This is a genomic window from Mesorhizobium sp. Root102, from assembly GCF_001425625.1.
Classification (GTDB): Bacteria; Pseudomonadota; Alphaproteobacteria; order Rhizobiales; family Rhizobiaceae; genus Mesorhizobium.
Genome location: NZ_LMCP01000027.1, coordinates 19,468 through 35,868 on the forward strand (window position 1 = coordinate 19,468; position 16,401 = coordinate 35,868).

General features: G+C 60.5%; 17 protein-coding genes and 1 pseudogene. 6 read left to right on the forward strand and 12 right to left on the reverse strand.

Going from position 1 to position 16,401, the window contains the following annotated elements; all coding sequences use genetic code 11:
- Positions 1–78: 78 nt before the first annotated feature.
- The gene (locus tag ASD12_RS21245) at positions 79–519 is read right to left on the reverse strand and encodes a DUF3775 domain-containing protein (RefSeq protein ID WP_164482291.1); all 441 of its coding nucleotides are present in this window, start codon (positions 517–519) and stop codon (positions 79–81) included.
- Entirely contained in the window at positions 519–1,340 is an 822-nt protein-coding gene (locus ASD12_RS21250; RefSeq protein ID WP_244482927.1) for a DNA-binding protein, read from the reverse strand. The genes ASD12_RS21245 and ASD12_RS21250 overlap by 1 nt, the downstream gene beginning before the upstream one ends.
- A 205-nt stretch (positions 1,341–1,545) precedes the next feature.
- Between ASD12_RS21250 and prs the strand changes: the two genes are divergently transcribed.
- Positions 1,546–2,526, forward strand: a complete 981-nt coding sequence (gene prs, locus ASD12_RS21255; RefSeq protein ID WP_056590616.1) for a ribose-phosphate diphosphokinase — start codon at positions 1,546–1,548, stop codon at positions 2,524–2,526.
- Here the strand turns inward: prs and ASD12_RS21260 are convergent.
- Positions 2,471–3,505: a hypothetical protein gene (locus ASD12_RS21260; RefSeq protein ID WP_056590619.1), complete on the reverse strand. Its 1,035-nt coding sequence runs from the start codon at positions 3,503–3,505 to the stop codon at positions 2,471–2,473. The two genes, prs and ASD12_RS21260, sit on opposite strands and share 56 nt — an antisense overlap.
- Before the next feature lie 133 nt (positions 3,506–3,638).
- Between ASD12_RS21260 and ftsH the strand changes: the two genes are divergently transcribed.
- The 4 genes from ftsH to ASD12_RS21280 all read left to right on the forward strand — a co-directional run bounded on the left by ftsH (position 3,639) and on the right by ASD12_RS21280 (position 7,414).
- Positions 3,639–5,459: an ATP-dependent zinc metalloprotease FtsH gene (ftsH, locus tag ASD12_RS21265; RefSeq protein ID WP_056590622.1), complete on the forward strand. Its 1,821-nt coding sequence runs from the start codon at positions 3,639–3,641 to the stop codon at positions 5,457–5,459.
- A gap of 52 nt (positions 5,460–5,511) precedes the next feature.
- A complete protein-coding gene (locus ASD12_RS21270) occupies positions 5,512–6,030 on the forward strand; it encodes a pyridoxamine 5'-phosphate oxidase family protein (protein ID WP_056590624.1) in 519 nt (172 codons plus the stop codon).
- A 132-nt stretch (positions 6,031–6,162) separates the two neighbouring features.
- A complete protein-coding gene (locus ASD12_RS21275) occupies positions 6,163–6,810 on the forward strand; it encodes a BON domain-containing protein (protein ID WP_056590627.1) in 648 nt (215 codons plus the stop codon).
- A 199-nt stretch (positions 6,811–7,009) separates the two neighbouring features.
- Positions 7,010–7,414, forward strand: coding sequence for a host attachment protein (locus ASD12_RS21280; RefSeq protein ID WP_056590630.1), 405 nt, complete (start codon positions 7,010–7,012; stop codon positions 7,412–7,414).
- Between the two features lie 132 nt (positions 7,415–7,546).
- Here the strand turns inward: ASD12_RS21280 and ASD12_RS21285 are convergent, their stop codons facing one another.
- The 9 genes from ASD12_RS21285 to ASD12_RS21325 all read right to left on the reverse strand — a co-directional run bounded on the left by ASD12_RS21285 (position 7,547) and on the right by ASD12_RS21325 (position 15,285).
- Positions 7,547–7,762 (reverse strand): hypothetical protein, encoded by a 216-nt coding sequence (locus tag ASD12_RS21285; protein WP_056590632.1) that lies wholly within the window; start codon positions 7,760–7,762, stop codon positions 7,547–7,549.
- An 87-nt stretch (positions 7,763–7,849) separates the two neighbouring features.
- Positions 7,850–8,059: a ChaB family protein gene (locus ASD12_RS21290; RefSeq protein WP_056590636.1), complete on the reverse strand. Its 210-nt coding sequence runs from the start codon at positions 8,057–8,059 to the stop codon at positions 7,850–7,852.
- 72 nt (positions 8,060–8,131) lie between these two features.
- The gene (locus ASD12_RS21295) at positions 8,132–8,956 is read right to left on the reverse strand and encodes a universal stress protein (RefSeq protein WP_056590638.1); all 825 of its coding nucleotides are present in this window, start codon (positions 8,954–8,956) and stop codon (positions 8,132–8,134) included.
- Between the two features lie 90 nt (positions 8,957–9,046).
- Positions 9,047–9,577, reverse strand: coding sequence for a flavin reductase family protein (locus tag ASD12_RS21300; protein WP_056590663.1), 531 nt, complete (start codon positions 9,575–9,577; stop codon positions 9,047–9,049).
- 80 nt (positions 9,578–9,657) lie between these two features.
- Positions 9,658–10,545, reverse strand: coding sequence for a universal stress protein (locus ASD12_RS21305; protein ID WP_244482928.1), 888 nt, complete (start codon positions 10,543–10,545; stop codon positions 9,658–9,660).
- A gap of 170 nt (positions 10,546–10,715) precedes the next feature.
- Complete coding sequence (gene groL, locus ASD12_RS21310) at positions 10,716–12,338, reverse strand: chaperonin GroEL (RefSeq protein WP_056590644.1); 1,623 nt, start codon at positions 12,336–12,338, stop codon at positions 10,716–10,718.
- Positions 12,339–12,790: 452 nt separating this feature from the next.
- On the reverse strand, positions 12,791–13,144 hold the full coding sequence (locus ASD12_RS21315; protein ID WP_056590647.1) for a chaperone modulator CbpM: 354 nt from the start codon (positions 13,142–13,144) through the stop codon (positions 12,791–12,793).
- On the reverse strand, positions 13,141–14,058 hold the full coding sequence (locus ASD12_RS21320) for a J domain-containing protein (protein ID WP_056590650.1): 918 nt from the start codon (positions 14,056–14,058) through the stop codon (positions 13,141–13,143). The genes ASD12_RS21315 and ASD12_RS21320 overlap by 4 nt, the downstream gene beginning before the upstream one ends.
- Positions 14,059–14,154: 96 nt before the next feature.
- Positions 14,155–15,285: a hypothetical protein gene (locus tag ASD12_RS21325; RefSeq protein WP_056590653.1), complete on the reverse strand. Its 1,131-nt coding sequence runs from the start codon at positions 15,283–15,285 to the stop codon at positions 14,155–14,157.
- A 172-nt stretch (positions 15,286–15,457) separates the two neighbouring features.
- Between ASD12_RS21325 and ASD12_RS21330 the strand changes: the two are divergent.
- Positions 15,458–16,144, forward strand: a pseudogene (locus tag ASD12_RS21330) (DUF6064 family protein).
- The last annotated feature ends 257 nt before the right edge of the window (positions 16,145–16,401 follow it).

Below are 16,401 nucleotides of genomic sequence, written 5' to 3' on the forward strand. Positions count from 1 at the left end.
CCCGATGGCGATGCATCAAGGGATCGTGCGCGGCGACATCGAACGCCGTCCGTCAGCAAGCTTAGCGCGTTGTGATGACTAAAAGTGCTCGCGTTCATATTCGACACAGGAGTAGCCGAGTGTCGAAAGACCATCGGCTAGATGGTCTGCAAGCAGCGGCGTCCCACAGAGATAGTCGGAAGTATGCTCGTTGTGCGCGTCAGTTGCCTGCTGGCGGACACTTTGCCACTCGTCGGCGGATTGGTCGTCGCGACCCAGCCACATCAGGGCCACCAGGTCGATTTGTGCGTCGACGGAAAGATCGGAAATCAGCGACTGCAATTCTTCGAGAACCGGGTCGTCGTCATGATCCTCCAGGATCGAGGCGGAATGATCGTCGGACGGATTGGAGGCGGGGCTGGGTTCGGTGACCGGATCCTTGGCATCGAACTCGCGCGCCTTCATGATGATGAAGCATACTGTTTCGAGCGGAACTTCGAGTTCCGTTTCGCCCTCGCCAGTCCTGTCCGCTTTTTCCATCATACCGGTTCCTTCAGTTGCTGTTCGTCTTCCCGTCCCCGGACGACGCGCATGCCTGCGCTCGGCCCCGTTGTTTCGGTGACGACAGTGCATCGTCCCTCCGGTTGGCCGTCGGCCTGGAAATAGATCACGACCCAGTCGCTTGTTTTTGCGAGTTCGTGCGCCAGCCTGGTGTTCGAGAAGAACGCGGTGAAATGCCAGTTGTCATGTCGCGCATGCAGCACCGGCAGCCAGGCCTCGCCATTCGGATTGAAGCGCTTCGGCGCAATTTTGCGCAGCACTCCGGCTGCCGCCTTTTCGCGATACATGCGATCGACAGCGAGCAGCATCGACACTGGCGGCAAGGGTTGGGGTTGATGGCTCGTTCTCAGCCGAGCTCTGCCGAGTCGCTCGGCGAGGGCTGCCCCCAGCATCTCCTTGCGCCTGTGACCGATGCCCTTGATATGAAGCGCACCGCTATGGAGCGCATTCTCGAGGTCTTCGAGGGTCTCGAGCTGCCCGTCCTCAGCGAGGCGGTGCGCGTATCGCGGTCCGATTCCGGGGATCGACCGAAACAGCACCTCCGGCTCCATCTCGCCGCGCAGCCGTTCCAGTTGGGACCAGCGCCCGGTTGCAACCATCTCGGCAATCGCCCCAGCTATGCCTGTTCCGATGGCCGGAAGGGCGACGAGGCCGTCGCGCCCCTCCTTTGCCAAGATTTCGCCTACGGGCCGTTCCAGCCTGGACACGACATCCGCCGCCCTTCTGTAGGCCCGTGCGCGGAAACCGTCGGCACCCTGGCTGTCGAGGAGATCGGCAAAATCGCGGAATTTTGCTGCCATCCCGATGTTTTCGAGGAGTGGTTTCGTCGCCAATGTCGTCATTGGCTTGACGCCTGGGTTTGGCGGCGTGGTTTGGAGCGGCTCCAGCATGGCTTTCCCCAGCGCAGGCGTTGAAGATTATCGATTGGTTTTCCTATGCCGTCCGACAGTCCGCATCCTTGACGCGCATCAATCCATCAGTGCTCGAAACCGGATAGAAGAAAACATGCGTTTCTTCGCACTCAAAGGCTCGGAACAACTCGGCGCGGCCGCGGCGCGGGCGCTTTCGATCGAACTCGATCCGCATGAAGAGAGAGATTTCGAGGACGGCGAGCATAAGGCGCGCCCATTGGTCAGCGTGCGCGGCAGGGATGTCTATGTGCTGCACAGCCTTGGCGGAAGTAGCGGCGTGTCCGCCAACGACAAGCTATGCAAGCTTCTATTTTTCCTGGCGACTTGTAAGGAGAACGGCGCCGCGCGAGTAACAGCGATCGTTCCTTATCTCGCGTATGCGCGCAAGGACCGGCAGACCAAGGCACATGACCCTGTCACGACGCGCTATGTCGCGCAACTCTTCGAGGCTATGGGTATCAATCGGATTGTGACGCTCGACGTCCATAATTTCGCGGCTTTCCAGAACGCCTTCCGGTGCGAAAGCATCCATCTCGATACGCGGAAGCTGTTTGCCCCGCTGATAGCCAAATTGGCCGGCGATCTGCCGATCACCATTTTCTCACCCGACAGCGGCGGCGTAAAGCGCGCGCAATTGCTCAAGGAGACGCTGGAGGCGGAAACCCGGACGCAAATCGGCTTCGGCTTCATGGAAAAGCGCCGCAGCCGAAACGTGGTTTCCGGCGAACTGTTTGCAGGCGATGTCGCCGACAATGCCGTTTTCATTGTCGATGACCTGATCAGCACGGGTGGCACCTTGTTGCGTGCAGCACTTGCCTGTCGTGAACGTGGCGCCCGGACCGTTCATGCGATCGCCACGCATGGATTGTTTGGCAAGGGTGCCAGCATGCTGTTCGGCAGCCAGGCGATAGACCGCATCATCGTCACTGACAGCGTGGACTCGGCGGCAGTCGCCAAAGCCCGTTACCCGCAAGCGCCCCTGGACATTCTGCCGATCGGTCACCTGATCGGCAAGGCGATCAGGCGTCTCCACACACAGGGGTCGATTTCCGACCTGATCGGGATCGACGACTGAAAATCTCGCGCTCCGCCTGCCTGATGTAGCGGATCGCCTGCGGGCGCCATTTTTCCGGATGACGAATAGGTGTCTCGAGGAGATGCGCGACCCCGAGACGGGCCTTCAGCAATGCCCGGAAACCGCCATAGAGCGCCAGCAACTCGGCATCTGGGCGGTCCGGCAGCCGGCACATCAGCGCCTTGACCAGCAGCGGCCGGATCCATGGCGCGCCCAGCATCTCGCATTCCAGGCCGAGATAGTTGATCTCGTCATAGGGATCGATGATGCGCATCGACCGGTTGAACTCGAGGCAGTCGATGATCTGGGGTGGCTGGCCAATGCAGACGTGTTCGGGGCGCAGGTCGCCATGCCCTTCGACGATGGCGCCGCGAAGAATGCGCGCTTCGATCCGGGGCCTCAATTGCTGCAGCAGACCGTCCACCGTGTCCAAGGTGCCGGACACGATCTCCACCAACGCGAATTCGGGCCGGAGCAGGATGGCGCGGTTGATGCGCTGCTCTCCTGTCAGGTGGCGCAGATAGGCGACGCCGTCGTCAATTTCAGCCTGGCGTTGCGCATAAAAGGCCGCCAGCGTTTTGGCGACGTCGTCGATCTCCGCCCCCGTCAGGCGACCGCAAGCGATGCGCTTGTCCAGCATGTCGCCTGGCGGCAGGCGCTTCATTTCGACCAGCCAGTCGACCACACGTCCGCTGCCGTCGAGGGAGAAGCGGCCCGATGCGTGACGGCGAAGAGGAAGGACCCGCCGATAGGTTTCGGCGGCAAGGCGAGCGTTCAGCCGCAATTCCTCGCCGCAGTAGAAGTGCCGCTTCCCGATAGTGCTGAAGTCGAGGAACGCATGCCTGACGGGCTTCTTGAGCTTGTAAACCAGTTTGTCCGTGAGGAAGACCCAGGACATGTGCGTCTCGCGGACATCCACATGTGTCGTTCCGCTCCCGTATGCCGCCGGATCGCTGAGAAAGCGCACCTTCGCCGCCAAGTCTGCAATTTGCCGGTATCCCATCATCGCCGGTACAATGGTGGCCAGCAGCGATCCGCACTTTGATGCGTGTCAAGGACGCGCCCGCTGATCGTGACATTCTGCCAATGAATGCAATTTCCGGCTGGATGTCATGGATCGCAAACACACCTTCAACATAGGCTACGTCATCGTTGCTGTCCTGATCATTGGACTGTTTCAGGTCTGGTTCGCTTATCGCGACACTGCCCAGCTCTCCTACAGTGACGTGATCCGTCTCACCGAAGAGGGCAAGGTGGCGTCCGTCACGCTGACCGAGACCATGATCGAGGGCTCGTTCAAGGAGCCGCAGGATGGCAAGACGGCGTTTCTTGCCAATCGCGTCGACCCTGCGGCAGTTGCGGTTTTCGAGAAGGCCGGCGTCAAGATCACTGGGGCGTCCGACAGCAACTGGCTGACGACAATTCTTTCCTGGATATTGCCCGCGCTGATCTTCGTCGGCCTCTGGACGTTCTTTTTCCGCGGGTTCGCCGACAGGCAAGGCATGGGCGGCCTGATTAATATCGGCAAGTCGAAGGCTAAGGTCTATCTGGAGCGCAAGACAGGTGTGACTTTCGGAGACGTGGCGGGCGTCGACGAAGCCAAGGCCGAACTGCAGGAAATCGTTTCCTTCCTCAAGGACAAGGACAAGTACGGTCGCCTCGGCGCGCGTATCCCCAAAGGCATCCTGCTGGTCGGGCCGCCTGGAACCGGCAAGACATTGATGGCGCGCGCCGTCGCCGGTGAAGCAGGGGTGCCCTTCTTTTCCATCTCAGGCTCGGAATTCGTCGAGATGTTCGTCGGTGTGGGTGCGGCCCGTGTGCGTGACCTGTTCGAGCAGGCCCGGCAGGCCGCGCCTTGCATCATCTTCATCGATGAACTCGATGCACTCGGCCGCGCCCGCAGCCCGTTCGCAGGCTACGGCGGCGGTGATGAAAAAGAGCAGACATTGAACCAACTGCTCTCGGAACTCGACGGTTTCGATCCACGTGTTGGTATCGTGCTGCTTGCCGCCACCAATCGGCCCGAAATCCTGGACCCGGCTCTGCTGCGCGCTGGGCGCTTCGACCGGCAGGTCGTTCTGGACCGGCCCGACCGCAAGGGCAGGGAGGCCATCGTCAAGGTCCACATCAAGAACGTCTCGACCGCGCCTGGCGTCGGCACGGATGAGATCGCCGCGATAACGCCCGGTTTCACCGGCGCTGATCTTGCCAATCTCGTCAACGAGGCGGCCATCATCGCCACGCGGCGTGGCGCCGACAAGGTGACGATGGATGACTTCACCAATGCGGTCGAGCGCATCGTAGCAGGCTCGGAACGCAAAAGCCGATTGCTGAAACCCCAGGAGCGTGAGCGTGTCGCCTTTCACGAAATGGGGCATGCCTTGGTCGCGGTCGCGACGCAAAGCGCCGATCCGGTGCACAAGGTATCCATCATCCCGCGCTCGATCGGTGCTCTCGGTTTCACCATGCAGCGCCCGACGGAGGACCGGTTCCTGATCACCGTCAGTGAGCTGAAGGACCGAATGGTCGTCCTGATGGGCGGCCGCGCGGCCGAGGAAATCATATTCGGCGAAGTCTCAACCGGGGCGGCCGACGACCTCGCCAAGGTCACCGATGTTGCCCGTCAATGTGTCACCCGCTTCGGAATGGATCCGACGGTGGGTCAGGCCGTTCTCGAAGAGCAGCGCCTGCAATGGCTGGGTGACGGCCCTGGCATGCCAAACAAGAAAGACTATTCGGAGGCCACGGCGCGGGAAGTCGACTTGGCGGTGCGCGGCATGATCGAGGAGGCCTTTGCCAGTGCCAAGGACGTGCTCCGGGCGAGGGTCACCGACCTGCGCGCCGGCGCCAAGTTGTTGCTCGAGAAAGAGACGTTGACGCCTGACGACTTCGCGCCGTTGCAGCGAACCGCCGAGCTGGTCTCGGCGGCGTGAAGGCGACGCGGGCGGAGATGCTGGCCCCCTTTGAACAAACGAGGAGAGTGTCATGAAACACAAGCTTCAGCAGAAGATGATCGACATCCTGGCCCGTTGCATGGACATGACGATTGCAACGACCCGCTCCGATGGCTCGCCACAGGCGACGGTGGTCTCGTTCGTCCATGACGGTCTGCTGCTCTATTTCGGCTGCGGAGCCGGCTCGCAAAAGGCGATGAATATTTCTCGCGACCCGCGCGTTTCGGTCGCCATGACCGCACCCTATGAGAACTGGCTGGAGATCAATGGGTTATCGATGGCGGCGACCGCGAGGGAGGTCGTCTTGCCTTCCGAACTCACAGAAATCGGACGCATGATGGTCCAGCGCTTCCCGCAGATTTCGGCTATCCAGCCTAGTGAAGCCGCACCCGTGAAGCTGTTCAGGGTACGGCCCACGATCATCTCTGTGCTCGACTATTCCCTGGGTTTTGGTCACACCGACCTCGTCAAGATCGGGGCCGATGACATCGCCGAAACCTTGGACAGCATGCGACACCATTGGCTTGTAGGCACTTCCGCGACCTCATGATGTTCGCGCCAATCGTCCAACCAGCTGACTCTCTGACCCGGGCATTGAGCCGGATCAATGACCAGAGGCGCAAAGGATGTTTTTTGTTGCCGCTGCGGGCGAGAAGTCCGCTCAACAAACAGGAGACAGACCATGACGGATATAACGTTGCGTCAGAACATTCTCGATGAGTTGGAATTCGAGCCGAGCATCGACGCTGCCCACATCGGCGTCGCCGTGGAAGACGGCATCGTCACCCTGACCGGGCATGTCTCTTCCTATTGGGAAAAGACCACCGCCGAAAATGTGGTCAAGCGGGTCAAGGGCGTGAAGGGCATCGCCGAGGAAATCGAAGTCCGGCTGATTGGACAGAAGGGAACCGCGGACGACGAGATCGCCAAGCGTGCGGTCGATGCTGTCACCTGGAACGTCTCCATCCCGAGGGACAAGGTGCAGGTCAAGGTACAGGATGGATGGATCACGCTGACGGGGAAACTCGAATGGCAGTACCAGAAGAATGCTGCGGCCGAGGCCGTGCGCGGCCTGGCAGGCGTTGTCGGCGTTGCCAACCAGATCGAAATCACCCCACGTGCCTCGGTGCCCGACGTCAAGAAGCGCATCGAGGATGCGCTGAAACGTGACGCGGAAACCGAAGCACAGGCGATCCGGGTCCACGTCTCGGACGGAAGGGTAACGCTCGAGGGCAAGGTCAAGGCCTGGTCCGAGCGTCAGGCGGCGGAACGTGCCGCATGGTCGTCACCGGGCGTCCGGATGGTGGAAGATCGGATTTCCATAATCTGATGGGGCCGACAAGCTCGGCGCGGCGGCTTCCGTGAGTTGCCGCCGCGCCAATGCAGCGCGCAGTGTGAATTCGGTCAAGAGAAGTACGCTCGGAGGAAGAGGGCGCTCTCTTCTAGTCCACGAGGCGACGATGATCGTTGCCAATGATGGCGAGGGAGTGCGTTGGACCTCGATCAAACCATGTCAAAGGAGAAACGAAATGATTCTGGCTAATGGCACTATCGTCGCGGTCACCGACGGCGCGAAGCTGCGTCTCTTCCGCAACAAGAGCCCCGAACCCCGGATCGATCTGGTAGAATTGCCCGAACCGGTGCTGCACTCGGCTAACACGGGCTCGGGCGGACGGCATCACAGTTCCACGGCCAATCCCGACGACTCCCGCCTGCGGGAGGACGATTTTGCCGCCGCCGTGGCTGCCTATCTCAATCGCGAAGCGCTGACCGAAGCGTTCACGCATGTGGTGGTGATCGCCGATCCGCGCACGCTGGGCGAGCTGCGCAAGCACTTCCAGGCTTCGCTGAAAGCAAAGTTGGTGGGCGAGCTGACCAAGGATCTCGCGAAACACCCCGTCGAAGCCATCGAGAACACATTGGCGGCGGCTTGAGCCCCGCCCGGACTATGGACCAGGCTTCGCTGATCTTGACGGACAGGCTGCCACAGCCAGAGACCGCATGCCACGACCTTGATCGGCATCCGTCAAGGGCACGGCCGGATCACCGACACGCGGAAGCTGCTGCTAGAGGAGAGAGAAGTTCGAGCCGAGAAAGACGAGAACCTGACCGGTGATCAGGGGAATTTTCAATATGGGACCATTCTCGCCGCTATCCTGGATCGGCGATCCCGCGACGTAAGGATGCACCTTCAGGATGTTTTTCCAGATCGTTGGAAAATCCGCTCCCTTGTTCTTTTCAGCGTTGCACGCAGTGAGAAGCCTCGCGACGATGTCCGTCATTGAACCCGCATTAATAAAGTGCCTGATTTCAAATCATATGAACGAACACGGCTGGGATGGTTTTGATTTCGATCAAATTGCCAGGGCTCAAATGGGTACCCATTGTCTGCCTTGCTTTCGATAGAGGCGCTTCACGGCAGCCCAAGCGACACGGTGGGCTGTTTCTTCACGCCTTTCGCCTTGGTCGGCATATTCGTCCCAGGCGCTGTTGAAGGCAGCGCGAAAGATCTCCTGGGCATGCAGGGGCAAATGCGCCCTGACGGACGGTGGAAGGTCTTTCTCGGTCGCATATGGCATAGCTATCCCTCCTGGCATGCCAAGCCAAGGCCCATCGCCGGGAACACGCCATGGGTCGCGGGTGGCGGACGATCAGCTTGACATGAAGCGGCAGATCCGGACGTCATCTAGCAGCGAGCGGGTAACGCCGCCGAATACCCATTCCCTGATCCGACTGTGCCCGTAGGCGCCCGATACAATAAGGTCGGCGTTGGCGGAGCTCAGGAAGTCTATCAGCCTGTTGCTCTCGTCATCGGCTTTCAGGACTTCGGTGCGAGCCGTGATGCCATGCGTGGCCAGGAAGGTCGCAACATCCTCGATGCCGGCACTGATCCTGTCGTCGGGCTCGGAAGCGACCATGACCACGATTACCTCGTTTGCCATTGCCATCAGCGGCACGGCGTCAGCCACCGCGCGCCTCGCTTCGCGCGTATCCTTCCAGGCGACGACGATCCTGCCTGTCGGCGCATGCTCCGCGCCGCCTGACGCGATCAGCAGCGGCCTGCCGGCGCGCAGCACGAGGCTGCCGGGATCGACGGTCCGATAGGAATCGCCGGTGGAAGCCCCTTCAGAGGCGCCAGTGATGATAAGGTCGGCGATCCTTGCTGTCGTGACCAAGGCGTGGTCGGGGTTGTCGAGCGTATTGCGCCATTCCGTCGCCACCGAACCAGCAACCAGACTATCGAACTCGGCGTGGAGGTCCTTGAACCGTTTTTGGATGTCATCCTTCAATTGCTGCCAGACCTCCGCGGCTATCGCGGCACCTTCAGGTGCCATCGTGACCGGCAGGGGTGCATCAGCTGCGCAGAAGCCAATCAGCCGAGCCTCGCAACGCTTGGCAAGATCGATGGCGATCCTGGTGATCGGCCCGATCGGACCGTCTATGTCCACATTCAGCAGGATGGATTTGTAGCTCATCGGTGGCGCTCTTCTTTTGTATTGATTCGATGAACTGAGACTAGACCACGCAAGGCATAGCGTTCCTTGACGCCGATCAAGCGGCCGACTTCAAGGCATGCTTGACTCGAAATGGATGATCTCGCCGTCCACCACGAAGGCTCCCATTCCAACATGGTGGATGGTTTTGGGCTTTGGCTGCCCCGGATCAACCCACGCCTTCACAACCTCCAGAACGAAGAGATTGTATTTGTTGACCAAGCGGGTATCGACGACGCGGCATTCCAGATTGGCAAAGCATTCAGCGACCAAGGGTGCCGCGACATGCTCGGCAGGCAGCGGCGTGAGCCAGGTCGTCGCGAACTTGTCTCTGTCTCGACCTGAGCAGTTGCCTATCTCCACGATTTTTTCTGCCAGCCCTACGGCCGGAATCGCGATCACGCACTCCTTCGTGTCGCGCAACGCGGCAAACGAGAAGTCGCCGTTCGATACGACACAGGCAATTGTCGGCGGCGTGAACTCCACCATCATGTGCCACGACATGGTCATGACATTGGCCCGACCTCTGGCACGGGTTGTCAGCAAAACGACCGGACCAGGCTCTATCAGCCGATAGACCTCGGCAAGCGGCAGTTCCTTCATCTTCATACCTCCGTCGCATCCCTATATTGCCTCGCGGAAGGCGGCCGCCACTCAGGCGACGCCTACATTCGGCGATATCGTCAGTTCGAGAACAGCCGATTGACTGAGCCTGTCTTGAGCAGGGAGCGGGTCATGCCTCCGAAGGCCCATTCACGGACCCGGCTATGACCGTAGCCGCCAGCGACCACAAGTTCAGCACCCAGAACACGGGCGAGTTCGGTGATGGTTTCGCAAACGTCCCCATGACCGGCGCCTAGAACCTCCGATCTCGCCTTGACGCCATGCCTCATCAGGAACCGGACGACGTCGCTGACACTTTCGCGCGCATCCCTCTGGTTCTGTTCCTCGATCGTCGCCACGAGCACATCTTGTGCGTCAGTAAGAAAGGGCAGTGCGTCGATGACTGCGCGCCGAGCCTCGCGAGTATCCTTCCACGCCACCAGAACTTTCTTGGGGTCGGGCGGAGTAAGTTGGTCGGCCCCAATTAGCACGGGCCGTCCAGCCGACAGCACTAACGTCCCTATATCGACTGCCCGGTGGTGATCACCGGCAACTCCCGAGGCCGGCGTTCCGGTCACGATCAGGTCTGCTGCGCGGGCATGCATCGCGAGCAGACGTGTTGGATCGCCGATCTCCTCGCGCCAGGAGGCGTCGTCTCCGACAAGGCTCAGGAATTCTTCCTTCAGGCTCTTCAGGCGATCCTCGATCTCGGTCCGGCGTTGACGCATGATTTCCGCCGCCGCCATGCCGCCATCGTCGCCCGGAACAAACACATATGAATCGGCGGCGGCAAAACCGATCAGCGTAGCTTCGAAGCGCCGCGCCAACTCCAGCGCATAGGTCGTTCGCGGCGCTGCCGGAGAATCGACATCGAGTTGAACCATGATGGTGTTGAAGATCATTTTCGTGCCTCCGATGAGATTTATTGCAGGATCACCGGAGGTCCGATCTCGCGCCTTGATGCGCATCAAAGCAAATCCGTCAGGGCACATCGTCATCGCCGGCTGGCGAGACGCCGGACGCTGTAGCCAAGAGAGAACAATCGACTTGAATGAGAATGCGGGCAGCGCGGCACTGCTGCGCCGAAATCATCATCGAGTTGTCTATTTCCACCTTAGCAACGACGCTTCGCGTGGTGCTACATAGTCATCTCTGGTTCGAGCGCGCGTTCTTTCGCCTGTTCCGGAATTTCGGTCATGGTGGCTTCGGTCAAGAGCAGAACGCTCGCGACCGAGACGGCGTTTTCCAGGGCGATGCGCACCACTTTGGTCGGATCGATAATGCCGGCCTCGACGAGGTCAACGTACTCTTTGCGTCCCGCATCGAAGCCGAAATTGCCGGTGCCCTCGAGCATCTTGGCAATGACAACGCCACCGTCGACCGCAGAATTCTCAGCAATCTGCCGGACTGGCGCTTCAAGCGCGCGCTTGAGTATCTGCACGCCGGTCCGCTCATCGCCTTCGCAATGTTGCTCCTCGTCAGCCACGGTCGCGATGCAGCGCAGCAGGGCAAGTCCGCCACCTGGCACGATGCCCTCGGCGACCGCGGCCTTGGTGGCGCTGATGGCGTCGTCGAGTGCTTCCTTTTTTGACTTCATTTCGGCCTCGGTCGGCGCGCCGACCTTGATGACGGCGACCCCGCCCGCAAGCTTGGCCAGCCGCTCCTGCAGCTTTTCGCGATCATAGTCGCTCGTCGTATTGTCGATCTCGCGCCGGATTTGTTCGACACGGCCCTTGATTGCCTTCGGGTCGCCGCTGCCGCCGATGATCGTCGTATTGTCCTTGTCGATGACCACGCGCTTGGCCCGCCCCAGCTGCTCCATCGTGACATTCTCCAGTTTGAGCCCGAGGTCCTCGGAGATGACCTGTCCGCCGGTCAGAATTGCGATGTCCTGCAGCATGGCCTTGCGGCGGTCGCCGAAGCCGGGCGCCTTGACGCCACAATTCTTGAAGGTACCCCGGATCTGGTTGACGATAAGCGTCGCAAGAGCCTCGCCTTCGACTTCCTCGGCAATCACCAGCAATGGTGAACCGGACTTCGCCACCGCCTCCAGCAGCTTGATAAGATCGTTCAGCGAAGCAATCTTCTTCTCCACGATCAGCACCAGCGCGTCTTCCAGGACCGCTTCCATCTTCTCCGCATCGGTCACGAAATACGGTGACAGGAATCCGCGATCGAACTGCATGCCCTCGACGACGTCCAGAACGGTTTCCGTGGTCTTCGACTCTTCGACCGTGATGACGCCTTCGCCACCGACCTTCTCCATTGCCTCGCCGACCAACTGACCGATGACAGGATCGTTGTGCGCGGAGATCGTTGCCACCTGTTCCTTCTCGCGACGGGTCGAGACCGGCCGAGATATCTGCTTGAGTGTTTCGATCGCGCGTTTTGTTGCACGATCGAGACCCTTCTTGATGTCGATCGCGCTCGCGCCGGCGACGACGTTGCGTACCCCGTCGGCGAACATCGCATGGGCCAGAATGGTCGACGTGCTGGTGCCGTCACCGACCATGTCCCCGGTCTTCTCAGCCGCCTGCCTGAGCATCCGCGCGCCAAGGTTCTCCTCGGGATCCTTCAGGTCGAATTCCTTGGCGATGGTCACCCCGTCATTGCAGACGATGGGGGCGCCCCACTTCTTTTCGATCAAAACCGATTTCGAGCGCGGCCCGAGCGTCACGCGCACGGCGTCGGCGAGCTGGGTTGCGCCACGAAGAATCTTTTCGCGCGCAGCGGAACGAAACAATACCTGTTTGTGAGCCATGACCGTCTCCGAACTATGATGCGTCATAGCTAACAGGCGTAGCGTTCAGTCGGCTTTGATGCGTATCAATCGCGCTTCAGTGCCATGTTGACGACGATCAAAGAAGGCTGGGCTGGTTCCCCTGTTGGATAGCCCTGCAGATTAGGAATTTGTCAGACGACATTTCCCATGCTCGGGACACCGCGGTAGGCTGACAATTTCGTCGCACACTCGATGGCATCGACGATTCCGCCCATCTCCCCAAGGACGGACGCGGCGAGGAAGACCGGAACATTCGAGAACAGATTTGGCCGCGACTTCAGGAACGCTTCGCAGAAGCCGGGGGGCGCCGACCTCCTGATCAAGCGCAGCTTAAAGTGCAGTTCGGTCGAGGGTGATGCAAAAGCAGTTTCGGTTGAGCCGGGTCGATATGGCCCGGCTCGCTTCCGATACGTTGGGGACTGTGTGCACGATCATGTCTCCTCGCTGCCGGGCGCGGGGCTGCCGCTGTCCCGCTCCATCGCAGCGATGATTGCGGCCTGAACGGACTTGTCCTGCGCCGTCACGGCCGCGCTCAGCGATAGCAGGCGCTGCCGCGTTTCGTGGAGCTGATCGATCAGCGACAATACGACCGGCAGCGTGTCAGTGTCGATTTCCAATTCATAGCGAAGCGTGCAGATCAGACGGACGCGTGCGAATTCCATATCGGTGAAGAGCAGAGTTTCCGCGTCCTGCCGCGGCACGACAAGCTCGTCCCGGATCCAGGCTTCAAGATCGCTCCGCTGCAGCGCGGCTATCCGCTCAACAAGGTCATCGACGCCTATCATGCCAGCATCTCCTTGCGTGGGTGATCAGGATGTTTCGGCTGCCAGTTCTCAAGGAACGCGACAAGTTCGTGCTCTTCGGCCGAAGGCAGAACAGCTTTCAGGGTGATCAGCTGGTGTCCGCGTTGTCTGGTCTTGCGGTTCCGAACGCCCTTGTCGCGCAGTCGCAGCGTCTGGCCGGTGTTCGACCCCTTCGGGATGGTCATCGTAACGGGACCGCTTATGGTCGGAACCTCGATGCGTGCGCCCAGCATCGCCTCCTTCAGGGTAACGGGAACCTCGACATGAATGTTGTCGTCCTTGCGATGGAAGAACGGATGCGGCTCGACATGCAGTTCAACGTAAGCGTCTCCCGCCATTCCGCCGCCGAATCCGGCCATGCCTTGGCCCTTCAGTCGCAGCATTTGCCGGTCCTCGGCTCCTTCGGGGATCGTCACCTGTAGCGTCTTGCCATCAGGCAGCGTGATCGTGCGCTGGGCGCCATTGACCGCTTCCATGAATTCCACCGGCAGCACGTAGCTCACATCCTGGCCGCGCGCCTGAAAAGTCTCGTGCCGCCGCTGACCGCCGCCTGCAAACGCCCGCCTAAGGAATTCTTCCAGATCTTCGTTGCTGGCGAATCCTTCGTTAGCTGCGTGCGAGGCGTTGACACCGCCGTCGGCGAAGTCGCGATAGAACCGCTCCCGTGGCCGCTCCGCTCCGGCGGCGTCTATCTCGCCGGCGTCGAAGCGCCGCCGCTTCTCCTTGTCCTTGAGCAGATCGTTGGCAGCGGAAATGTCCTTGAACTTCCCTTCCGCTGCCTTGTCGTCCGGATGTAGGTCGGGGTGGAACTTGCGCGCCAGTTTCTTGAACGCCTCCTTGATCTCCTTGTCGGAGGCGGTGCGGGTTACGCCGAGCGTCTCGTAAGGGTCTTTCATTCACCTAGTCCCATCGCAACCATGAAAGGATCGGCAGGCGTCACGCGCTGCTTTTCTTCACGCGATGCCAGACAGCTCGTGAAGCGCATGCCGAACCTACGCCCCAAGAATGACGTGCTCCACGGGGCGACGGAGCGATTTGGGCAACTCGGGACCATAGCCGAACCTCATCACGAGATCCGGTCGACGGCCACCGATGCCCAGATAAGTTGCGAATTGGCCTCGCACGGCGGGAACCTCGACCGGTTGATTGATGAAAGCATGCCGGAGTTGGAGAGCTGTCGCCTGGAGGGCGAAGCGCTGGCAGGAACGGCCGGCTTCGGCCCAATAGGCCGGTTCATTCTTGTCGGAGACGAACACGGCAACTCCGGCCGAACTCCTGAGCTGGCTCTCGTATTTCCTGTTTTCGGCGTCCCTGGTGAACACTTGGCTGAATACCAAGCGGCCGATCCAACCTGGTAGGACTGGACTGCCGGAGGATTTCGAAAACAAGCCGTCTCGCGTCGAAAGGGCTTCGCCATAGCTAAATCGTATCCACGATTCCAATTCCTCTACGAACGCGACATCGTCCATCTGCGCGCTGTTGCCTGCGACGAGATAGGAGAGGATGTCTTCACGTTGCTGCCGCTCGGTGAAAAGCAGCATCCGCACGCCGTCGCCGTTCCCGGCAGTTTCCAGAAGCCGCAGATGCTCGGGCGGGACAGACCGCCCATCATAGAGAGCGCGTGTCGATTGGCGATACGGGATAGCGTCGAACAGGTCCGTCCGTTCGGGCGGCGCGGCCTCCAGGTCGACCCGTATTCCGCGCGCAGCTGGGTCGTAGCTCGGAGCCGCCCGAAGTCCGAACGCGCGAGCCGCTTGAACCATATTCTCGGCGGCACAGCCGAGGCTGGCGAACACGTGATGCTCATCGGGATCGACGGCGGGCAAGCGGCGCCCTGGATCGGACAGCACAAGGACGGAGCGGTCCGAGAGCCGGAATTGCCAGGGCTGAGTGTTGTGGCTGTTTGCCGCCAGGGTGGCGTAACGGACAAGTTCTCGTCGGGCCGATGACAGTGGCAGATCGGTGCTGTCGCTATGGCGCCACGTGGCGATGATAGCGCCCTCATAACCGGAAAGCCCTCGGGCGTTCGTGACAAGCGCGGGTCCGCCGCCAACTGCGACAAGCCCTCCTCCGACGGTGAGCGCGGCCAAGAGCCGACGACGGCCTTGATGAACCTCAGACATGATGGCTGCATATTACAACCGGGCCCCGCCTGGCTTTGATCTGAATCATTGCCTTCCTGTGGCGTGTGGCCTCGACGCTTGACAGCGAACCGAACGCCGTTGGTTGCGCCAGATCAAAGCGCGAGGGCAACAGCGATGATCTTGTACGTTTGGAAGCTGGGAACCGTGGCTGATGCTGCCATTCACGCGCGAGCAATTCCTTGGCGTCTTCGTCACCTACAATGATGCGATCTGGCCGCTGCAGATCGTGACCTATCTGTTAGGCATCGTCGTCGTCGTAGCCCTGTTGTTTCGACATGGCCGTCCCTCTGACCGGATCATCGCGGGCGTTCTCGCGGCGATGTAGGTTTGGACTGGGATAGTCTATCAGGGGCTGTTCTTCGCGCCGATCAACACGGCTGCTTATCTCTTCGGTGCCCTGTTCCTGTTTCAAGGGGGGCTCCTGTCCCATGCTGGGATGCAGCACGACTGGCTCCGCTTCGGCCTTCAGTCAGGACTGGCCGCGTGGGTGGGCGCCGCTTTCCTGTTTTACACGGCCGTCCTCTATCCGTTGATCGGCATGGCGACGGGGCACGCTTATCCCGAGATGCCGATGTTCGGCGTGACGCCGTGTCCGGTGACGATGTTCACTTTCGGCATGCTCCTGCTGACGACGCAGCGCCTGCCCAGCTGGCTGCTAGTCATCCCCTTCGTCTGGTCGCTGATCGGCGGAAGCGCCGCCATCGCGCTCGGCGTAGCGCAGGATTGGCTGCTCCTCGCAAGTGGCTTCATTGCCGTTCTGCTTATTGTTGTTCGCGACCGCCGTCGCCACGCTTGTGCACAGAATTATGTCAACAATATCAATGATGTAAATCGATAGCGATGATGCTGTTGAAGACTGTCGTTGTCAACTTCACCGTCTCAGGTCACACGCAGGGCCGTCGCGGAATCGGTCGCCGCGGCACTGGGAGCCGACCATGTTCGCCCTGCTCCAGTGGAGTGAAACGGTCCGAACTTAAGGCGGACAACTGCTCCGTCGCTCTAAGTGTTCAGTCCCGGCATTTGCTGGATCGGGTTTAGGGTGAACCGTTGCGGGTCATTTGTCCATGATTTGCATATGAACTCGTAAGGCGTGAG